The following is a 19,823-nucleotide window of genomic DNA, read 5'->3' as shown; positions in this document are numbered from 1 at the left end:
CTCGCCGAGGTTTTGGCGTTATTTAGTGTTTGGGTCTTTAAATAAGCCTTGACAGCGACCTGCTCATCGCCCGCTAATGATTGTGCATAATTTCAACGAGTGATCATATGATCGGTCTGATGGAGAAACAGTAATGGGTGCACAAACGACGTTTTCGGTGGCCATCGGATGCGACGAGGCGGGCTTCGAACTCAAGGAATTGCTCAAGCGCTTTATCGAAGGCCTGGGGCATGGGGTCGAGGACTTTGGCTGTCATTCGTCCACCCCCGTGCTGTATCCCGATATCGCGGCGGCGGTGGCCATGGCGGTGGGGGCGGGTGAGCAGCGCCTGGGCGTGTTGATTTGCGGAACCGGCATTGGCATGGCGATCTCTGCCAATAAGATCAAAGGCGTGCGGGCTGCACAGGCTCACGACACGTATTCGGCCGAGCGTGCGCGCAAGAGCAACGATGCGCAGATCCTGTCCATTGGTGCGCGGGTGATCGGGCCCGAGCTGGCCAAGAGCATCGTCAAAGTGTTTCTGGAATCGGAGTTCGAAGCGGAGCGCTCCGGCAAGAAAGTCGAGCGCATCACTGCGCTCGAACAGGCGAACAGGGCGTTGCCGTCAGACGACTGAGCCGTTTCAGAACACCGCCTTGACCTGCAGGCCCAGCACCAGGGCGTTGTCGATGTTGTCACCGGAAAACGCACCCGGCTCGATGATGTATTGCACATCCGGGCGCAGGGTCAGCCAGGGCGTGGCCTGGTAGCCGTAGCTGAGTTCGATCAGCTGTTCGGCATTGCTCAGGTTGGGGTATTCGTTGCCGGCGTTGAAGGCTGCCAGCTCCTGCACCTCGCGGCTGCGCGGGTTGGGCACGGCGCGACCGTAACCCAGTGCCAGGGTGTCACGCGGCCGGCCTTCGAACGGCTTGTACAGCACCACGCCCGCGCCATACCACTTGCTGAACGGCGAAGCCGCTTCACTGGCGGCAGAGTATTGACCGAAGGCGTGCAGCACGCGGCCGGCGGAGGAGTCGGAGGCCCACACGGCCTGGTCGATCAGCAGGTAGTGGCCGCCGCGACCGCTGACTTCCTTGCTGCTGCCGATGCGTTTCACGTCGGAGCTGTCGTAGTAATAGCCCAGCTTGTATTCACCCGGCAGGTTGCCCGCGTGTTTGTACACCAGCTCGATCGGCACCACGGTGCCGGTGGTGTGTTTGGGTCCCAGTTTCCAGGCGCGGCTGGAGTTACCGTTGCTTTGCGGGTCGACGTTGAACGCGGCGACGCGCAGTTGCCAGTTGGGTGCGAAGTCGTATTTCACCCGCGCACCCAGGCGTGCATTGGGGTAGTTGGTCCAGCCGCTGCCGCCGGACATGTTCAGCGGGTGCCCGCAGAAACCGGCGTTCATGAAGTTGCACAGGATGCCGCTGTCCAAGCCGCCGAGGTCATTGCCCATGGCCATGTAGCCGAGCTTGACGTTGAGGGCCGGCGTGAACAGCGTGCGCTCGTAGCTCAATTCGGTCAGGCGCGTGTAGAGGCCACCGTAGTTTTCCTGGATCGGCAGGCGGTTGCCCACCAAATCCTCGGAAGCGCTGTTGCCGCGACGGTCGTTAATAGTGACTTGGATGCGGTCGCCATTATTGAAACCGTAGAGCTTGCCCAGGTCGAACTGCACGCCCAGCTTGAGGTTCTGCGAGTAGCGCGCCGAGCGGTGCTGGCCACCGTGGGCGTTGTAGGCGGTTTCGCCGCTGTAGTCGCCGGTAAAGCGGATGCCTTGCGCGTCGAGTTCACGGCGCAGGCCGCCCCAGTCGCCGGTCAGGGTGGTGTCATCGGCTTGCACGGGCAGGGCGGCACCCAGGGCGAGGCCCAGCAACAGGCGCCCAAGGGGAATAGGAGAAGTGGGGGTCATGCGGGTTTTTCCAGGCAGAAGGCGCGGCGCCGAGGGAGGCGCCGCGCGAACAGGGGTTATGGCAGGGCGTAGGCGATCACGTAGTCGCCACGGTCGGTGGACTGGCGTGCGCCACCGGCGGTGATGACGATGTATTGCTTGCCGGTTTTCGGCGACACGTAAGTCATCGGGCCACCTTGGCTGCCCACGGGCAGGCGGGCTTTCCAGACTTCATCACCGTTGCCGCTGTTGAAGGCGCGCAGGTAGAAATCCTGGGTGCCGGCGATAAAGATCAGGCCGCCCTGGGTCGACAGGGTGCCGCCGAGGGTTGGCAGGCCGATCTTGATCGGCAGGTGCATGCGAATGCCCAGCGGGCCGGTGTCTTCCACGGTGCCGACCGGCACTTGCCAGGCGACCTTTTGCGTCTTCATATCGATGGCGGTCAGGGTGCCGAACGGCGGCGCCTGGCACGGAATGCCGGCCACCGACAGGAATCGGTTCTTGTTCACGGCATACGGCGTGCCCTTGAGCGGCACGGCGCCCATGCCGGTGTTCAGTGCTTCGCCACCGGACGCGGCCTGGGCCTTGTTCTGCGACGGCACCATCTGGATCCACAGGCCCAGGCGCATGTCATTGACGAAGATAAAGCCGTGTACCGGGTCGGTGGAAATACTGCCCCAGTTCATGCCGCCCAGGGAGCCTGGGAAACTCAGGGATTTATCAGTGCCCGGCGCGGTGTACAGGCCGTCGTAGCGCATGCCCTTGAAGTCGATACGGCACAGCAGCTGATCGTAGGGAGTGGCGCCCCACATGTCCGATTCGGTCAGGGTTTGCGCGCCGATCTGCGGCATGCCCACCGATTTCGGCTGGGTCGGAGAGTAGGGTTCGTTGGGGATGTTGGCGGCCTTGACCGGTACTTCTTTAACGTCGGTCAGCGGTTTGCCGGTGGCGCGGTCGAGCACGTAGATCTGCCCGGCCTTGGTGCCGATCACGACCGCAGGCACGGCTTTGTCGCCGCCCGGTGGCGTGAAGTCGATCAGGCTTGGCTGCATCGGCAGGTCGAAGTCCCACAGGTCATTGTGGACGGTCTGGTACACCCACTTTTCCGTACCGGTGGAGGCGTCCAGCGCCAGCACTGAAGCGCCGTATTTGTGGTTGAGCTGGGTGCGTTCCACGCCGTAGATGTCGGTGGACGAACTGCCCATCGGCAGGAAGATCGTGTTCATCAGCGGGTCGTAGGACATCGGCGCCCAGCTGTTCGGCGTGCTGCGCACGTAGGTGCTGCCGTCAGCCGGGGCTTTTTTGTCTTCCGGGTTGCCGGGGTCGAAGGCCCAGCGCATCTGGCCGCTGATCACGTCGAAGCCACGGATCACGCCGCCGGGCATGTCGGTCTGCACGTTGTCGGCCACGCGGCCGCCGACTACCACGGTGGTGCCGGCGATCAGGGGCGCGGAAGACAGTTGGTAGTAGCTGTCCGGCACGTTACCCAGGCCGGCTTTCAAATCCACCTGGCCGTGGGTGCCGAAGTCTTCGCAGAATTTGCCGGTGTCGGCATCTACGGCGATCAAGCGCGCGTCGATGGTGTTGGTCAGCAGGCGACGCTGGCATTGCGCACCGGCCGGAACACTGGCGGCAATGATCGGTGAACTATTCGGCTGGGTCGGCTGGGCAATCGGCGCGGTGGCGTCGAAGTAGGCCATGCCACGGCAACGCTGCCACACCGCCGATTTGGCGTTGACCTCGTTCTTCCACAGCTCTTTGCCGGTGTCGGCGTCCAGGGCGATCAGGTTGTTGTGCGGCGTGCAGATGAACACCTTGTTGCCGATCTGCAGGGGCGTCAGCTGGTCTTCGGCACCGTTGCCGTCGCTGATCGCGACGTCGCCGGTGTGGTAGGTCCAGGCCACTTTGAGCTTGTTGACTGTGTCACGGTTGATCTGGTCCAGCGCGGCGAAGCGGCTGCCGCCTTCGGTGTTGCCGTAATGCGCCCAGTCTTTCTGTGCGTCGGCCGCAGCCACCGGGGTGGTGCCAGGGCCGGCGCCGGTCGGCGCCACGCTCGGGTGGGCGACGAACATGTTGCCCGCCGCGACTGCCACGCCCAACGCCAGTACGCCAGCCACCGCATAGGCGCCACGTGCAGGCCGGTTGACGAGCAGCGGGTACACCAGCGCCACCACCATGCCGATGGCCGCGAACATGAACACGCGAGAGAACAACGGCCAGAACACCAGGCCCACGTCCGCCACCGCCCAAATGGCCGTGCCAATCAAAAAGGCGGCGAACAACCAGGCGCCGGCCGGCTTGCGGCCGGCGATCAGCAACCCGGCAATCGTCATGACTGCGCCGCCGATCAGGAAGTACCAGGAACCTCCCAGGCTGACCAGTTTGACGCCGCCAATGGCCAGCGCGAGGCCGAGCAGGGCGATGACCACGCCCAGGCCCAGCAGTAATAATCTAGAGGCGCCAGCGGCGCGCGATGCTCGTTTCATGTCGACAGGACTCGAATGTGAGAGGGCAAAGACGCGATTTTAGCAAGATAAGTAACTGGTTAGTACATTAGAGTCCTGCAATAGACTATTACAGGTGCTGCGATGATGGGATGTGGTGGAATGTCGCTCAGGGTGCGATCCGTCTCGCACCCTGCTGTTCTGCGCATCCGTGATGAGTTTAGTCGGCTTTTTTGCCGCGCAGCTTTTTCTGCGGGGCGTCGGTGTCGGCCAGTGCGTCGCCACCCAGGCTACGGGTCAGTTCGACGGCGGCTTGCTGGAACAGCGGGTGCAGCGTCTGCGCTTGTTCGGCGGTCAGGCGGCTGGCGGGGCCGGACAGTACCAGCGCACCGATCAGGTTTTCTCCTGGGCCGAAGATCGGCAGGGCCATGGACGAGGCGTGGGGGTCGGTGGCACCGTGGGAGAAAATCGGCTTGATCATCTTCGCGGCCAGCGAATAGGGCGTGCGCAACGCCTCGGCCCCGGCGGCACCGTCCATGGGGCGGGTGTCGCCGGGTTGCAGGTGCAGGCGCAGGTGGTGGGGGGAGTTCACGCGGTACAGGCACATCCGATAAGCGCCGTGGCGTACATAGAAGGACGCGGTTTCGCCGGTTTCCTGGGTCAGGCGGTGCAGCAGTGGGGTGATGTGGCGTTCAAGGTCGAGGCCGTCCTGATACACGGTGTTCAAGCGCATGATCTCGGTGGCCAACTGATAGCGACCGTCGGCCAGGCGGGTGATCAGGCCGTGATCCTCCAGCGAGACCATCAAGCGCATGATGGTGCTTTTGATCAGCCCGGTGCGGGCGGCGAGTTCGGCCAGCTCCAGGGCGGTATCCCCCATACGGAAGGCAGTGAGCACGGTGAGCACCCGATCGGCCGAGGCCACCCCGGTGACTGCGGGGCGTGGGCGGGTTTTTACCATGGGGTGCTCCTTGTTGGGGGTAGGCTGCAAAATACTGGTATTGGCGGGTGGGGGCAATCTTGACTGAGCACTGTACCTGTGGCGAGGGAGCTTGCTCCCGTTGGACTGCGTAGCAGTCCCATTGTCTGGGGCCGCTTCGCGATCCAACGGGAGCAAGCGCCCTCGCCACAGGTGGGTGGCATTAGGATTTCAGTTGGCGTTGGCGGCTTTATTGAATTCCACGGTTTCCTTCATCTGCTTGCGCCCCATCAACAACACCATCACCGCACCTGCCGCACACAGCGCCGCCAATGGCAGCAGCGCAATCGCGTAACTGCCCGTAGCATGATGAATCGTGCCGTACACGTTAACCATGATCCCGCCGCCAATCAGGTTGGCCATCGCGCCCACCGCCGCCAAGCCAGCGGCGGCGGTCGAGGAGGAGAGCCAGGTGGAGACCAGTGCCCAGAACGGTCCTTTCATGGAGTAAGCACCGATCAGCACCATCGACAGCATGATCACCGTCGCCACCAGGGATGAGGTGACCAGTGCCAAGAGCAGGCCGCCCGTGATCAGCAACAAGGTGGTCGCGGTGTGCCAGCGGCGTTCGCCGGTTTTATCCGAGCTTCGGCCCCACAGGATCATCAGGATCGATGCCAGCCCGTAGGGGATCGCGTTGACCAGGCCGATTTCCAGGTTGTTCAAGCCAAAGGTCTTGAGCAGTTGCGGCGCCCACACGCTCATGGTGCTGCCGGCCGCCGAGGCGCCGGAGTAGATCAGTGCCAGCACCCAGATGTGTTTGTGGCGCAGCAGTTTCCACAATGAGATATGCCCGATAGCGGTCTTGCGGCTGCGTTCTTCGTCGAGTCGACTGGTGAGCCAGTGGCGTTGCTCGTGGCTCAGCCATTTGGCGTGTTCCGGGCGATCGGTCAGCACGAACAGGCAGGCGATGCCCAGCAGTACAGCGGGAATGCCTTCGATGATGAACAGCCAGTGCCAACCGCGCATGCCGAACCAGCCGTCCAGGCTCAACAACAAGCCGGACAGCGGCGAGCCGATGAAGTTGGCACCGGGAATCGCCACCATGAAAATAGCGACCATGCGCCCACGGTACGCCGCTGGCAGCCAGTAGGTGAGGTACAACAGCACGCCCGGAAAGAAGCCGGCCTCGGCCGCACCCAACAGGAAGCGCATCACATACAGCGAGTTGGCGCCCGTGACAAACGCGGTGCCGGCGGAAATCAGGCCCCAGGTGATCATGATCCGCGCAATCCACACCCTCGCGCCGAAGCGCTGCAGGGCCAGGTTGCTCGGCACTTCCACCAGGAAGTACGAGACAAAGAACAGGCTGCTGGCAAAGCCGAAGATTGCCGGGGTCAGCCCCAGGTCCTGGTTCATTTGCAACGAGGCCATGCCGATGTTGCCACGGTCGATGATCGCCAGCAGGTAGCACAGGATCAGGAATGGCAGCAGTCGCCACGCCACCTTGCGCATGGTTGAGCGCTCAAGGGCGCTGATGTCGGTAGAACTGATAGGCATGACTCTCTCCCGTGTTGTTTTTTTTGGAGAAGCGTGATGAGCCCGCGTAATTGGCGGGCGATGTCAGTGTGCGTAGAGATGGCGGTTGACCACCGCACGCGGCGGCGGCGCGATGCCGTCCCAGAAATCGATGATGTGTTGCAGGGCCAGCAGGCCCACGCGGTCCCGTGCTTCGGCGGTATTGGCGCCCACGTGAGGGGTGGCCACCAGGGTCGGCAAGCCCCACAGCGCCGAGTCGGCGGGTGGCGGTTCGGGGTTGAAGGTGTCGAGCCCGGCGCCGGCAATCTGCCCGGTGCTCAGGGCGTGGACCAAGGCTTCGGTATCGATCAGCTCCCCGCGTGCCGTGTTGATCAGAATGCTGCCTGGGCGCATGCGCTTGAACTGCGCGGCGCCAAACAGGTTGCGGTTTTGCTCGGTCAGCGGGCAATGCAGGCTGATGATATCGCAGCTCGCCAGCAGGTCATCAATGGTGTCGACGCGCTCCACGTTCGGCAGGTCCGCCAGGTAGGGGTCAAACACTTTGATGGTCATGCGCAGTGGCGCCACCAGTTCCATCAGGATCCGTCCGATGGCGCCAAGGCCCACCAGGCCCAGGGTCTTGCCGGACAGTTCGATACCCACCGAAGTGGCCTTGTCCCAATGCCCGTCACGCATCCGCGCGTCGAGCAGGGCGGTCTGGCGCACCACGCTGAACATCAATGCCAAGGCGTGTTCGGCCACCGATTGCGCGTTGGCGCCCAGGGCGATGGTCACCGGGATCTGGCGCTCGGCGGCGGCGGCGATGTCGATGGTGTCGTAGCCCACGCCGTGCTTGGCGATGATTTTCAGTGCGGCGGAGGCGTTGATCATCTCGCGGGTCAGTTGGCCCTGGCGCACGATGATCGCGTCCGGTTGTTCGCGGGCAATGATCGCGATGAGTTCATCGGCCGGTGCGTAGGGCGTGGTGGGGATGATGCGCACGCCGTGGGAGGCAGCGTGGGCCATGGCGTCGGCGGTCAATTCCGGGCCGGTCAGCAGGAGGGTTCGGGTCATTTCTGTGCACCTTGGTGTTTTTGTCGGTGTGCGGTAGTGGCTGGAAATTAGCATAATGAAACGTCGTTGCAATAAATAAATTTTTCAGTGGCCGCTTAAAATCGAGCTGTATTTGAGGCTTGGCCTCGTTTTATCAGGGGTTTAAATTGTTTCTGCGGGGGTTTGCCGCTCGTCATTTGGCGGATGACTCGGGTTTGGGTCTTGTTGATTTGAATTTGCGATGTTAATTTCGAAACGACGTTTCAAAACAAACAAAAATCATCAGAGGAATGCCCCATGTCCATCGGATTCAGAGTGCTCAAGCAGCAACGCAAGGTCGCTGCCGAGTGGGTCGAGCGTTACCGCACCGTGCCCGTCGCCAACATCAGCGACTCCATGCACCGCATGACCGCCGGTGGCGCCAGCCTGCAACCGATGCACCGCACGGGCGTATTGGTCGGGCCGGCGCTGACCGTGAAGGCACGGCCGGGGGACAACCTGATGCTGCATCACGCGCTGGACATCGCCGAGCCTGGCGACGTGATCGTGGTGGATGCCGGCGGTGACCTGAGCAACGCGCTGATTGGCGAGATGATGGTGGCCTACGCGATCAAGAAGGGCGTGGCGGGTATTGTGATCAACGGCGCGATTCGCGACGCCGCCAGCATCGGCGCCGGGGAGTTCCCGGTGTTCGCCGCCGGTATCACCCATCGTGGCCCTTACAAGGATGGCCCTGGCGAGGTGAACGTGCCGATTGCCCTGGCCGGCATGGTGATCGAACCGGGCGACCTGGTGATCGGGGATGAGGACGGTTTGCTCTGCGTGCCGTTCGAGCAGGTCGGCGAGGTGTATGATCGCGCCTATGCCAAACATGCCGCCGAACAGAAGCAGCTGGAACAGATTGCACTGGGCGAAAACGACCGTTCCTGGGTCCTTAAATCCCTGACACAAAAGGGCTGCGAGTTTATTTGAATCCTGCGTCTACCCCCCGATGGCCCGCGCCCATCCGCGCGTTGCGCCATCGTAATTTCCAGATCTACTTTGTTGGCCAGGGCCTCTCCACTCTGGGCAAATGGGTGCAACAGGTCGCGCTGTCGTGGCTGGCCTACCACCTGACGGGCTCGGCCGTACTGCTGGGCGCGATTGCGTTTCTGACGCTGTTGCCGCAGCTGTTGGTCGGGCCGCTGGCGGGCGCCTGGTCCGACCGCCACGACAAGCGCCGCCTGCTGATGGCGGTGCAGGCCATACTGGCAGTGCAATCGGTGGCGCTCGCCGTGCTCACCTGGCAGCAGTGGATGGGCCGCGAGGTCATCATCGCCATGGCGCTGCTGCTGGGCTTGCTCAATGCGCTGGAAACGCCCCTACGCCAAGCCTTGATCGCCAGTTTCGTCGATGACCCCAACGACCTGCCCAATGCCCTCGTACTCAATGCGATGCTGATCAACGCCGCGCGCTTTATCGGCCCGCCGCTGGCCGGTTTGCTGATCAATTGGAGCGGCGAGGCCGGTTGCTTCCTGCTCACCGCCATCGCCTTCGGCATGTTGCTGATCGGGCTGGGTCAGGTGAAGAGTCGCGCACAAGTGCGCGCCAAGGGCTCTACCGCGGAGATCTTCCGCGAAGGCCTGCGCTACCTGTGGGGCACATTGTCCATCCGGCGCTTGCTGATCAGCGTGGTGATGGTGAACCTGCTTGCCTCCTGCTACACGGTGCTGCTGCCGATCCTGGCCAAGCACACGTTCAGCGGCGATGCACAGACCCTGGGCTGGCTCTGGGGCGCTGCGGGCGCGGGGGCTTTTGTGGCCACGATCTTTCTTGCGTTCGCGGGCAGCACCTCGCGGTTGAGCCGTATCATCGCCATGGGCGCGGTGGTGTGTGCGGTGTCGTTGTGTGCGGTGGCGGCCAACCCGCCGCTGTGGTTTACCTTGGTTGCGCTGGCCGGGTTGGGTTTTGGTATCACGGTGAGCAATGTCAGCAGCAACATGACGCTGCAAAGCGCCGCGCCCGAAGCCTTGCGGGGCAGGGTGATCGCGTTCTACATCGCCATGCGCTTCGGTTTTGAAGCCATCGGCGGGTTACTTGCCGGTCTGTTGGCGGCGGCGCTGAACGTGCAATGGACCCTGCTGCTGGCGGGCGGTTTGCTCGGGTTTTATCAGCTGGCGAGTTGGCAGATCAGCCGCCGGCGCGGTTGAAAGCACCGACGGCCCGCGGCTTGACCCGGCCTGCTAGCTCAGTCGCTGTTCCAGAAACCGCGCCACACACGCCATGCACGCGTCACGCTCTTCCACGTGGGGCATGTGGCTGGAATGCTCGAAAATCTGCCACTGCACATCCGCAATGCCGTCGGCGAACGGCTGCACCGTCGCGGGCGTGGCCTCATCGTAGCGGCCGGAAATCAACAGCGTCGGCACTTGGATGCGTGACAGGCGATCGATGATCGTCCAGTCACGCATGCTGCCGATCACATGGAATTCGGTGGGGCCGTTCATGGCGTGATACACCGTGGGGTCGGCGTCGATGGCGGCGAAGGTACGCGCGACTTCGGCGGGCATCGGTTGGACGCGGCATACATGGCGCGCGTAGAACACGTCCGAGGCTGCGCGGTATTCGGCGCTGTCGGTAGTGCCTGCTCTCTCATGTTGCAGCAACATGGCCTGCACCTCGGCGGGCAACGCCTGGCGCAATTCATTCGCCGCCTCGGACCACAACGCCATGGACGCCGGCGAGTTGGCGATGATTAGCGCCTTGAGGCCGGCCGGCTGGCGTACCGCATGCTCGGCGCCGAGGATGCCGCCCCAGGATTGGCCGAGCAGGGCGTAATCGCGGATGCCCAAGTGGGCGATCAGGTTGTTCAGTTCAGCGAGGAACAGGTCGACCACCCAGTATTCGCTGGGGGCATCCGGCAGGTGAGTCGAGCGGCCATTGCCGATCTGGTCGTAGTGCACCACCGCCCGGCCGGTGGCCGCCAAATCCTTGAAACTGTCGACGTAGTCGTGGGTGCAGCCGGGGCCGCCATGGGCGACGATCAGGGGCAGGCGCCCCGAGTCCAGATCGCCGGTGACTCGGAACCATGTCCGATGTCCACGGAAATCGGCATAACCTTCGCGAACCTGCATGCTGTGTACCTCCTTGGGGATCAATGAGGTACAGGCTAGCCAAAGCGTGCCGTCAGCGGCACTGGCAAAAATGCTAGGTTCTCAGACTTCCACCAGCCGGTAATGCAGGCCGCGCACGACCGCTTCCACACGGTTGCGCGCGCCCAGTTTGCGCGCGGCGCCGACCAGGTGCAGGTTGACCGTCGCCTGGGAGCGGTTGAGGGTGGCGGCAATGCCTTTGGCGGTCAGCCCCTTGGCCGAATGTTGCAGGCACTCGCGTTCGCGGCGGGTGAGGTGGATGTGCGTGCAGCAGCGCTCGGCCGGCGCCAGTAACTCGCTGGCCCTGGCCTGGAAGGCGTGGGCCAGCACCAGCATCTCACCAAGGTTGTGCTGGGCTTGCTGCTCGGCGCCGTTGGGCGTGCCGTCGACAATCGCCGTCAGCGTGGCGAAGCCGCCATCGGGCAAGTGCAGCGGCACGGTCAAGCCAGTGCTCAGGCCATAGTCGCGAATGTAGTGGGCCACCGGGCGATGGGCCTCGGTGAGGGCGCCGTTCCAGTGCGTGTCCGTGCCAAATGACCAGACAAATGGCGTGGTGCGGCGTGCCGCGCATTGCTGCACCGGATCGATCTGGTAATAGCCGCGCTCGCACCACAGGGCGTGCATGTCCGTCGGGGCATTCAGCGTCTTGAACACTGACGGCGTGATCAGCGCGCCTTCATGGCTGACTGGCACGGGGGCATAGTCGTAGATCAGCGTCTTGAAACCCAGTGAGTTAGTGGCGGCCTGAACCTCGGCCAGGCACGCATCCAGCGTCGTGGTGTGGGCGAGTTGCTCGCTGAATCGCATCAGGTCGGTGTGCATGGCGCCTCCGGGCGTGGGGTTGCGCGGTTTTTCAAGCAAACAGTCTGCCAAGGCCAAAACCTAGTATTTTTCAGGATAGAGCTGCCAGCCTGTACCGCCCTAGAGTGAGGCTTCTGTTCAACCCTTGCGGAGCGTCATCATGATCGATCCTTCCACCCCCGGTGACAGCGCGCAGCTGGCGCGTTTCGGATATACCCAACAACTCAAGCGCCAGCTCAGCCTGGGTGACCTGCTGATCTACGGCATGGTGTTCATGGTGCCGCTGGCGCCGTTCTCGATCTTTGGCGGGGTGTTTGACGCCAGCCACGGCATGGTCCCGCTGACCTACCTGATCGGCTTTGTCGCCATGCTGTTTACCGCCATCAGTTACCAGCAGATGTCCCATGCGTTCCCGGTGGCGGGTTCGGTGTATGCCTACGTCGGGCGTGGGCTGAACAGCCAGTTGGGGTTCCTGGCGGGCTGGGCGATCCTGCTCGACTACCTGCTGGTGCCCACCTTGCTCTACGTGATCGGCGCCAACGCCATGGCCAACGTGATCCCCGCCGTGCCTCAGCCGCTGTGGATCGTGTTTTTCGTGGTGCTCAACACCCTGGTCAACCTGCGCGGTATCCAGACCACCGCCCGCGCCAACCGCTTGTTCCTCTACGGGCAACTGGTGGTGCTGGTGGTGTTCGTGGTGCTGGCGAGTATCGCGATCAGCAACGGCGTGAATGGCGCCAGCTGGACCATGAAGCCGCTGTACAACCCGGAGGAGTTTTCCCTGCCGCTGATCTTCAGCGCGTTGTCGGTGGCGGTGCTGTCGTTCCTGGGCTTCGATGCGATCTCCACCTTGTCGGAAGAAACCCGTGGCGGCAGCCGAGCGGTGGGACGTGCGACCTTATGGGCACTGGCGCTGGTGGCGGCGTTGTTCATGGTGCAGACCTGGCTGGCGGCGCTGTTGCAGCCCAATCTGGTGCAGTACCCGGATGCCGATGCGTCGAACAACGCCTTCTATGAAATCGGCCGCCTGGTGGCCGGGCCCTGGTTGCAGGTGGTGATCGCCCTGGCCGTAGCGATCGGCGCAGCGATCGCTAACTCCCTGGTGGCTCAGGCCGCCACTTCGCGCTTGTTATTCGCCATGGCGCGGGACCGCCAATTGCCGCAGTTTCTCAGCCAGGTGCACCCCGTCACCGGCGTGCCGCAGCGCGCGACATTGCTGGTTGCGGGCTTGAGCCTGGTGCTGGGTCTGTTCTTCGTGGGGCAGATCAACCTGCTGGCGTCGATGTGCAACTTTGGTGCGCTGACCGCGTTTTTGCTGCTCCATGTGGCCGTGGCCTGGCACTACCGCAGCGCCGGTCGCCGACTGTTGCACGGGCTGGTGCCACTGATCGGCTTTGTGATCATCAGCTACGTGCTGGTCAACTCCGACAGCTATGCCAAGGTCGGCGGCACGTGCTGGATTGCGCTGGGGATTGCCGTGCTGGTGTTTTTCAAGGCCACCGGGCGTTCGACGGAACTCAAGGTGGATGCCTCCGTGGGCTGACGCACCTCAGTCAGGCATCAGCGCGTCATCCACCTTATCCAGGTGCTTGAAACGCTCGATCAGAAAGTCGATCAGGCTGCGCACCCGCGCCGACAGGTGCAATTGCTGCGGGTACACCGCATACACATCGGCGCGGGTCGGCGTCTTGTCTTCCAGCACCAGGCGCAGGCGTCCGCTGCGCACGTAGCGGGCGATGTCCCATTCGGCGCGCAGCAAAATCCCGTAGCCCTCCAGCGCCCAGTTCAGGGCCACTTCGCCGTCGTTGCAGCCCAGTGCGCCTTGCACCTTGATGTTCTCGGTGTGACCGCCGTGGGTGAACGACCACACGCCATAGGGCGATTCGTTCTGGCGGATGAAAATGCAGTTGTGCTGGTGCAGGTCGGCGAGTTTCTGCGGCGTGCCGTATTTGTCCAGGTACAGCGGCGATGCGCACAGCAAGCGGCGGTTGGAGGCGATCTTGCGTGCATGGAAGGTCGCATCCGGCAGGCTGCCGAAGCGAATGCCCAGGTCGAAGCCGTGGGTGGTCAGGTCCAGCGGGTGGTCGCTGATTTCCAGCTGGATCTCCACCTCCGGGTACTGCGCAAAAAACGCGGCGAGGGCCGGGCCGATATGCCGGCGACCAAAGCCCAGGGATGCATTCACCCGGATCAGGCCCTTGGGCGTGGCGCGGCTGCTGCTGAGCTGCTGCTCCAGTTCGTCGATCTGGGTGAGGATGCGCGCCGCCTGGCTGAAATACAGTTCGCCCTCGGTGGTCAGGCTCATGGAGCGGGTGGTGCGGTTGACCAGCCGGATGCCCAGGCGCGCCTCCAGCGCCGTCAGGCGTTTGCTCACTGCCGGTGGGGTCACGCCCAATTCGCGGGCGGTGGCGACCAGGCTGCCTTTATTGGCCAGCAGGTAGAAAAACGACAAATCCAGAGTCTGGCTCATTCATAACTCAAAGTTAATTATGTAGTGATTTCGAGTCGATCATGCGGCTTGGATCGCTACATATACTCCGATCACACCCCGTTTGGACAGCCTCGTCCAACGGCAAAAACAACAACGTGACGAAGTGGAGTGATCGAATGAGCGCATACAACATTGCAGCAATCCCGGGTGACGGCATTGGTGTGGAAGTAATCGCGGCGGGTGTCGAAGTGCTGCAAAGCCTGGCGCAAAAAGCCGGTTTCGCCTTGCACTTCAAGCATTTTGACTGGAACTCCGACAATTACCTGAAGAATGGCTACTACATTCCCGAAGGCGGCCTGGCCGAACTGAAAACCTTCGATGCGATCTTCTTCGGCGCCGTGGGCGCGCTGAATGTACCGGACCACATCTCGCTGTGGGGACTGCGTCTGCCGATCTGCCAAGGCTTCGACCAATACGCCAACGTGCGCCCGGCGCGGGTGTTGCCAGGGGTGAAAAGTCCGCTGCACAACGGCGAGCAGATTGACTGGGTGGTGGTACGCGAGAACTCCGAAGGTGAATATTCCGGCAACGGCGGCCGAGTGCATCGCGGCTTGCCGGAAGAGGTGGCGACGGAAGTCTCGGTGTTCACCCGCGCCGGTGTGGAGCGCATCCACCGCTTTGCCTTCGAACTGGCGCGCAGCCGTCCGCGCAAGCATTTAACCATGGTCACCAAGTCCAACGCCCAGCGCCACGGCATGGTGCTGTGGGACGAAATCTTCTATGAAGTGGCCAAGGACTTCCCCGACGTGAAGGTCGACAAGGAACTGGTGGATGCCGTAACCACGCGCATGGTACTCAAACCCGCGACATTGGACGTGATTGTCGCCACCAACCTGCACGCCGACATCCTCTCCGACCTCGCCGCTGCGTTGTCCGGCAGCCTGGGCATTGCGCCCACGGCCAACCTCAACCCGTCGCGCCAGTTCCCCTCGATGTTCGAGCCGATCCACGGTTCGGCGTTTGACATCACCGGCAAGGGCGTCGCCAACCCCATCGCCACCTTCTGGACCGCCGCGATGATGCTTGAACACCTGGGCGAATTGGCCGCGGCCCGGCAACTGATGTCGGCGATCGAAGCCGTTACCGAAAGCGGCCTGCACACGCCGGACCTGGGTGGCACGGCGACCACCCGCCAGATCACCGATGCGGTTATCGCGCTGATCAACCGCTGATTCACTGAAGTACGGCGGCACCACGCCGAGGGGTTGCACGCCAGCCCCTTGGCACTTCCTGACAACAATAAGAATCAGGGCCCTGTCATGAAAAGAATCTTTGGCAAACTCTACGTACAAGTACTGCTCGCGGTGATCCTCGGCGCGATTGTCGGGGTCTGTGTCCCGGAGACCGGTGCCGCGCTCAAGCCCTTGGGTGATGCCTTCATCAAGCTGATCAAAATGCTCCTGGCGCCGGTGATCTTTCTCACGGTGGTCACCGGCATCGCGAAGATGGAGAACATGAAAGAACTGGGGCGCGTCGGCTTTCGCGCGTTGATCTACTTTGAAGTGGTGTCTACCTTGGCCCTGGTGGTCGGGCTGGTGGTGGTGGATGTGTTCAAGCCCGGCGCCGGCATGAACATCGATGTGGCGACCCTCGACACGTCGAGCCTGGCCACCTACACCACGGCGGTCAAACATGCGTCGTTCATGGACTTCATCATGAACATCATTCCCGACACCCTGGTGGATGCCTTTGCCAAGGGCAACGTGTTGCAGATCCTGCTGTTTTCCATCCTGCTTGGCGTCGCGCTGGCGGCGGTGGGGCCACGTGGCAAACCCTTCGTCGACACGCTCGACAGCCTGATGCAAGGCATGTTTCGCATCGTCAACATGGTGATGCGCCTGGCGCCCATCGGCGCGTTTGGCGCGATTGCCTTCACCATCGGCAAATACGGTTTTGGCTCGCTGTTTTCCCTCGGCAAGCTGATGGCCTGTGTCTACCTGACCTGCGCTGTGTTTGTGATCTTTGTGCTGGGGCCGATCTGCCGTTACAGCGGGTTCAGCCTGTGGAAGTTCCTGAAGTTCATCAAGGAAGAGCTGTTCACCGTGCTCGGCACCAGTTCGTCGGAGTCGGTACTGCCGCAGATGATCGCCAAGATGGAGAAGGCTGGGGTGTCCAAGCCGGTGGCCGGGATGATCATCCCGTCCGGCCTGACCTTCAACCCGGACGGGCAGGCGATCTACTACACCATCGCCGCGATCTTTATCGCCCAGGCCACCAACACACCCTTGACCCTCACCGATCAGTTGATCGTGCTGGCGGTATTGATGTTCACGTCCAAGGGCTCGGCGGGGGTGACCGGTTCCGGCTTTATTATCCTGGCGGCGACGTTGTCGTCCCTGGGCACGATTCCGGTGGCGGGCATGGTGTTGTTATTGGGGGTGGACCGCTTTATGTCGGAAGCGCGGGCGATCACCAACACCATCGGCAATGGCGTTGGCACTATGGCCATCGCCAAGTGGGTGGGGGCATTGGACGTGGTGAAAATGCGCAAGGCCCTCGACGGTGAAGTCGAGAGCCCCAAGCCGGATCTAGAACTTGAACCGACCCACCAAGCCCTTGAGCTGACCCGAAATATCCGTCAACCGACCTGACCCGGTCTGCGCCGAGTGGGCGAAGCCTTCGACCAGCTGCGCGTCGGCATGGATCTGCGCGATGTGTCGGTTGATCTCTTCGGCCACTTGGTGCTGCTCTTCGGCGGCGGTAGCGATCTGGGTGTTCTGGTCGCGGATCGAGTCCACCGAACCGCGGATCTTGTCGAAGCTGTCGCGGGCCTGTTGGATACGTTCCACGCTGGTGTGGGACACCAGCAGGCTGCCTTGCATCTGCTGCGTCACTTCCTGGGTGCGACGGGCGAGGTTGCCGAGCAGGCTGTCGATCTCGCCAGTGGAGTCGGCGGTGCGACGGGCGAGGGCGCGGACCTCGTCAGCGACCACCGCGAAACCTCGGCCTTGATCCCCGGCACGGGCGGCCTCGATGGCTGCGTTCAGCGCCAACAGGTTGGTCTGTTCGGCAATCGAACGGATGGTGTCGAGGATGGTGTTGATGTTCTTGCTGTCCTGCTCCAGCAACTGCATGGTCTGGGTCGACTTCTGCAAGTCCTCGCTGAGCTTGAGCACGCTGCCGGTGGCTTCACCGATATGGTGCTGGCCGTCGTGCACATCACGGTAGCCCTCGTCGGCACTGGTGGCGGCGGCGCTGCAGGAGCGCGCGACTTCGTTGGCGGTGGCGACCATTTCGTTGAACGCCGTGCTCACCAGTTCCACGGCTTCGCGCTGGCGGCCGGCGGCCTGGTTCATGTTGTTGGCGACTTGGCTGGTGTCGGCGGCGGCGGTCTGCAGGTCCGACGAGGCGTTGCCGATTCGCCGCACCAACTGGGCGATCATGCCCAGGAACTGGTTGAACCAGCCGGCCAGGCTGGCTGTTTCGTCCTTGCCTTGCACCTTGAGCTGACGGGTCAGGTCGCCTTCACCTTCGGCGATCTCTTGCAGGCCGTCGGCCACGCCGCGAATCGGCCGCACGATCACGCTGGCAAAGCTGGCGCCGACCACCGCGAACACCAACGCTAATACGGCGGCGATGGCGGCGATCAACCACGTGAGGCGGGTGGCGCCAGCCATGACTTCGTCGCGCTTGATCAGGCCGATAAAACGCCAGCCCAGGTCTTTGGAGCTGACCATATTGGCCATGTAGGCCACGCCATCGATCTCGATCTGGGTCACGCCGTCGCCGCGCTTGGCCAGTTCGGCGTAGTTCGGGCCCAGATCGGCCAGGGGCTTGAAGTTGTGCTTGGCATCGCTGGGGTCGACCAGCACGTTGCCGTTGCCTTCCACCAGCATCAGGTAGCCGCTGTCACCGAGCTTGATGTTACGCACCAGTTCGGTGAGCTGCTTGAGCGACACGTCCAGGCCGACCACGCCAAGGATATTGCCGCTGGCATCGGCCACGGTGTGCACGGTGCCGATCAGCGTCACATCGTCCGGCGCCCAATAATAGGCGCCAGTGCGCACGGTTTTGCCCGGTGCGGCGATGGCCGCCTGATACCAGGGGCGTACGCGCGGGTCGTAGTTGTTGAGTTTGGTGTCGTCGGGCCAACTGGCGTAGCCGCCGTCTTTCAAACCCAGGGACAGGTAAGCGGTGCTCGGATGGCTCTTGGCGAACTGGTCGAAAATCTCCAGCAGTTCTTTATTGGTGGGGGTGAGGGGGATTTGTGCGGCGTCGGCGCCGGCGTAGCTCTTGAGGTCCTTGGCCGCGACAACGCGCGGGTCCTTGGCCACATAGTCGACGTTCTGGCTGATGCCGTCGAAGAACTGCTTCATGCCATTGTCGATCTGGCGGATCTCACGGCCGCTGCTGTCGAGGAAATTGGCCTGGGCCCCCTCGCGCAGATTCAGCACAACCAATACAGCGACCAAAATAACCGGGACGCACGCGATGGCGGCAAACGCCCAGGTCAGCTTTTGCTTGATATTCATGACTTCACCCGCGGGTATTTATAATTTTTGGCAAGGAGAAAACAGTAGCGTCGAGCGTCGCATGTGTTGTTTTGAGGTAGGTGTGGCCCATGCGTACTCCCTGTGTATCGACTGCGGGAGCACGCACTTGAGGGCCAAAGGAGGGTTTAACCGATGCGCTCGCCACCCAGCGCATCACGCTGCATCGACTGCAGGTTTTTCTCGATGGTTTCGCAGATGGTTTCCATCTGGATCTGGTGTTCGCTGGAGTTGAACGGGCTTTGCAGGTCGGTGCCGATGCGCTCGATGGCCAGCAGCATGAAACCCACCACCGTCGAGGCCAGCGGGGTGAACCAACCCAGGGATTCCACCAGGCCCACTGGCACGATCAGGCAGAACAACGAGATAAACAGGCGCGGGAAATACACGTAGGGGTAGGGCAGCGGGGTATTGGCAATCCGTTCCATGCCGCCCTGGGCGTTGGACAAGTCCACCAGGGTCGACTCCAGTCGCGCCAGGCGGATGCTGTCCAGATGACCGGCTTTATATTCTTTGGCCAGCAGCGCGGCCGACCCGGTGAGGATGTCATTGGCGAAGTTGTTGGTGGCGCCATTGCGCGCGAACTCTTCGCTGGGAATGAACGCGCGGACTTCTTCAGGGCATGGCTGGCCCTTGAGATGCGCGGCCAGGCAGTTCACGTACGCTACATGACGGCGCAACAGGGTGGCCTTGACCGGGTTCACTTCGCCGTCGGGGTCGTCCAGCAAGGTCAACACCTGGCGCGCAAAGCTGCGCGAGTTATTGACCATCGCGCCCCACAGCGTGCGGGCTTCCCACCACCGATTGTAGGCGCTGCTGTTACGGAAACTGATCAGCACCACCAGCGCCGAACCCAGCAGGGTCAGGGGCATCAGCGGCAAATTGATCTTGGCGGTGAGAAACAGCATGAAGTCCACAGTGACGGCGACGTCCCACAGCAACAGCCAGAACAGCGCCCAGCCCACGTAACCCATGGTCTTGATGATCAGGCGGTACTTTTTGAGGATGGCAGCTTTCAAACGAAGACCTCGCGGCGAGCGGTAAGCAACAGTGCTTAAGCTCGGACGCCGTCTGGTGGGTAAGGTTCGCCCCGCAGACTGAAACGTTTA

Annotated in this window: 15 protein-coding genes and 2 pseudogenes; 6 read left to right on the top strand and 11 right to left on the bottom strand. The window is 62.6% G+C overall.

Going from position 1 to position 19,823, the window contains the following annotated elements:
- Window positions 1-133: 133 nt before the first annotated feature.
- On the top strand, window positions 134-616 hold the full coding sequence (rpiB, locus tag ACP7EW_RS24940) for a ribose 5-phosphate isomerase B (RefSeq protein WP_426220602.1): 483 nt from the start codon (window positions 134-136) through the stop codon (window positions 614-616).
- A 6-nt stretch (window positions 617-622) separates the two neighbouring features.
- Here the strand turns inward: rpiB and ACP7EW_RS24935 are convergent, their stop codons facing one another.
- The 5 genes from ACP7EW_RS24935 to ACP7EW_RS24915 all read right to left on the bottom strand — a co-directional run bounded on the left by ACP7EW_RS24935 (window position 623) and on the right by ACP7EW_RS24915 (window position 7,822).
- Entirely contained in the window at window positions 623-1,888 is a 1,266-nt protein-coding gene (locus ACP7EW_RS24935) for a carbohydrate porin (protein WP_426220600.1), read from the bottom strand.
- A 56-nt stretch (window positions 1,889-1,944) separates the two neighbouring features.
- Entirely contained in the window at window positions 1,945-4,353 is a 2,409-nt protein-coding gene (locus ACP7EW_RS24930) for a glucose/quinate/shikimate family membrane-bound PQQ-dependent dehydrogenase (protein ID WP_426220598.1), read from the bottom strand.
- A 178-nt stretch (window positions 4,354-4,531) separates the two neighbouring features.
- Entirely contained in the window at window positions 4,532-5,272 is a 741-nt protein-coding gene (locus ACP7EW_RS24925; protein ID WP_177074334.1) for an IclR family transcriptional regulator, read from the bottom strand.
- 189 nt (window positions 5,273-5,461) lie between these two features.
- Entirely contained in the window at window positions 5,462-6,790 is a 1,329-nt protein-coding gene (locus tag ACP7EW_RS24920) for an MFS transporter (RefSeq protein ID WP_426220596.1), read from the bottom strand.
- Between the two features lie 63 nt (window positions 6,791-6,853).
- Entirely contained in the window at window positions 6,854-7,822 is a 969-nt protein-coding gene (locus tag ACP7EW_RS24915; RefSeq protein WP_426220594.1) for a hydroxyacid dehydrogenase, read from the bottom strand.
- Window positions 7,823-8,098: 276 nt separating this feature from the next.
- On the opposite strand from ACP7EW_RS24915, the gene ACP7EW_RS24910 reads away from it, so the two are divergent.
- The gene (locus ACP7EW_RS24910) at window positions 8,099-8,773 is read left to right on the top strand and encodes an RraA family protein (RefSeq protein ID WP_177114722.1); all 675 of its coding nucleotides are present in this window, start codon (window positions 8,099-8,101) and stop codon (window positions 8,771-8,773) included.
- Window positions 8,770-9,990 (top strand): MFS transporter, encoded by a 1,221-nt coding sequence (locus tag ACP7EW_RS24905; protein WP_426220592.1) that lies wholly within the window; start codon window positions 8,770-8,772, stop codon window positions 9,988-9,990. Before ACP7EW_RS24910 ends, ACP7EW_RS24905 begins: the two co-directional genes overlap by 4 nt.
- 33 nt (window positions 9,991-10,023) lie before the next feature.
- On the opposite strand, the gene ACP7EW_RS24900 is transcribed toward ACP7EW_RS24905, so the two are convergent.
- Window positions 10,024-10,914: a proline iminopeptidase-family hydrolase gene (locus ACP7EW_RS24900; protein WP_426220590.1), complete on the bottom strand. Its 891-nt coding sequence runs from the start codon at window positions 10,912-10,914 to the stop codon at window positions 10,024-10,026.
- Between the two features lie 81 nt (window positions 10,915-10,995).
- Window positions 10,996-11,754, bottom strand: a complete 759-nt coding sequence (locus ACP7EW_RS24895; RefSeq protein ID WP_426220588.1) for a helix-turn-helix transcriptional regulator — start codon at window positions 11,752-11,754, stop codon at window positions 10,996-10,998.
- Between the two features lie 139 nt (window positions 11,755-11,893).
- On the opposite strand from ACP7EW_RS24895, the gene ACP7EW_RS24890 reads away from it, so the two are divergent.
- Complete coding sequence (locus ACP7EW_RS24890; protein ID WP_426220585.1) at window positions 11,894-13,276, top strand: APC family permease; 1,383 nt, start codon at window positions 11,894-11,896, stop codon at window positions 13,274-13,276.
- Window positions 13,277-13,282: 6 nt separating this feature from the next.
- On the opposite strand, the gene ACP7EW_RS24885 is transcribed toward ACP7EW_RS24890, so the two are convergent.
- Entirely contained in the window at window positions 13,283-14,203 is a 921-nt protein-coding gene (locus ACP7EW_RS24885; protein ID WP_426220582.1) for a LysR family transcriptional regulator, read from the bottom strand.
- 137 nt (window positions 14,204-14,340) lie between these two features.
- On the opposite strand from ACP7EW_RS24885, the gene ACP7EW_RS24880 reads away from it, so the two are divergent.
- Complete coding sequence (locus ACP7EW_RS24880) at window positions 14,341-15,396, top strand: tartrate dehydrogenase (RefSeq protein ID WP_426220579.1); 1,056 nt, start codon at window positions 14,341-14,343, stop codon at window positions 15,394-15,396.
- Between the two features lie 87 nt (window positions 15,397-15,483).
- Window positions 15,484-16,815, top strand: a complete 1,332-nt coding sequence (locus ACP7EW_RS24875) for a dicarboxylate/amino acid:cation symporter (protein ID WP_426220577.1) — start codon at window positions 15,484-15,486, stop codon at window positions 16,813-16,815.
- On the opposite strand, the pseudogene ACP7EW_RS24870 reads toward ACP7EW_RS24875, so the two are convergent.
- From ACP7EW_RS24870 to ACP7EW_RS24860, 3 genes and pseudogenes are all read right to left on the bottom strand, one after another.
- Window positions 16,753-17,289 (bottom strand): annotated as a pseudogene (locus tag ACP7EW_RS24870) (methyl-accepting chemotaxis protein); the annotation flags it as partial. The gene ACP7EW_RS24875 and the pseudogene ACP7EW_RS24870 sit on opposite strands and share 63 nt — an antisense overlap.
- Before the next feature lie 324 nt (window positions 17,290-17,613).
- A pseudogene (locus ACP7EW_RS24865) lies at window positions 17,614-18,696 on the bottom strand (cache domain-containing protein); the annotation flags it as partial.
- Between the two features lie 146 nt (window positions 18,697-18,842).
- Window positions 18,843-19,733 carry a bestrophin family protein gene (locus ACP7EW_RS24860; RefSeq protein WP_016978827.1) on the bottom strand — a complete coding sequence of 297 codons (891 nt, stop codon included), beginning with the start codon at window positions 19,731-19,733 and terminating at the stop codon, window positions 18,843-18,845.
- Window positions 19,734-19,823 lie beyond the last annotated feature (90 nt).

It is taken from the genome of Pseudomonas sp. DWRC2-2 (assembly GCF_049897885.1).
In the GTDB taxonomy this organism is placed as follows: domain Bacteria; phylum Pseudomonadota; class Gammaproteobacteria; order Pseudomonadales; family Pseudomonadaceae; genus Aquipseudomonas; species Aquipseudomonas azotoformans_A.
The sequence above is the reverse complement of the archived record's forward strand: the minus strand, read 5'-3'. Positions and strand labels throughout refer to the sequence as shown.

Coding starts and splice junctions, on each gene's coding strand:
- rpiB (WP_426220602.1), top strand. CDS start 134: ATGGGTGCACAAACGACGTTTTCGGTGGCCATCGGATGCGACGAGGCG.
- ACP7EW_RS24935 (WP_426220600.1), bottom strand. CDS start 1,888: ATGACCCCCACTTCTCCTATTCCCCTTGGGCGCCTGTTGCTGGGCCTC.
- ACP7EW_RS24930 (WP_426220598.1), bottom strand. CDS start 4,353: ATGAAACGAGCATCGCGCGCCGCTGGCGCCTCTAGATTATTACTGCTG.
- ACP7EW_RS24925 (WP_177074334.1), bottom strand. CDS start 5,272: ATGGTAAAAACCCGCCCACGCCCCGCAGTCACCGGGGTGGCCTCGGCC.
- ACP7EW_RS24920 (WP_426220596.1), bottom strand. CDS start 6,790: ATGCCTATCAGTTCTACCGACATCAGCGCCCTTGAGCGCTCAACCATG.
- ACP7EW_RS24915 (WP_426220594.1), bottom strand. CDS start 7,822: ATGACCCGAACCCTCCTGCTGACCGGCCCGGAATTGACCGCCGACGCC.
- ACP7EW_RS24910 (WP_177114722.1), top strand. CDS start 8,099: ATGTCCATCGGATTCAGAGTGCTCAAGCAGCAACGCAAGGTCGCTGCC.
- ACP7EW_RS24900 (WP_426220590.1), bottom strand. CDS start 10,914: ATGCAGGTTCGCGAAGGTTATGCCGATTTCCGTGGACATCGGACATGG.
- ACP7EW_RS24895 (WP_426220588.1), bottom strand. CDS start 11,754: ATGCACACCGACCTGATGCGATTCAGCGAGCAACTCGCCCACACCACG.
- ACP7EW_RS24890 (WP_426220585.1), top strand. CDS start 11,894: ATGATCGATCCTTCCACCCCCGGTGACAGCGCGCAGCTGGCGCGTTTC.
- ACP7EW_RS24885 (WP_426220582.1), bottom strand. CDS start 14,203: ATGAGCCAGACTCTGGATTTGTCGTTTTTCTACCTGCTGGCCAATAAA.
- ACP7EW_RS24880 (WP_426220579.1), top strand. CDS start 14,341: ATGAGCGCATACAACATTGCAGCAATCCCGGGTGACGGCATTGGTGTG.
- ACP7EW_RS24875 (WP_426220577.1), top strand. CDS start 15,484: ATGAAAAGAATCTTTGGCAAACTCTACGTACAAGTACTGCTCGCGGTG.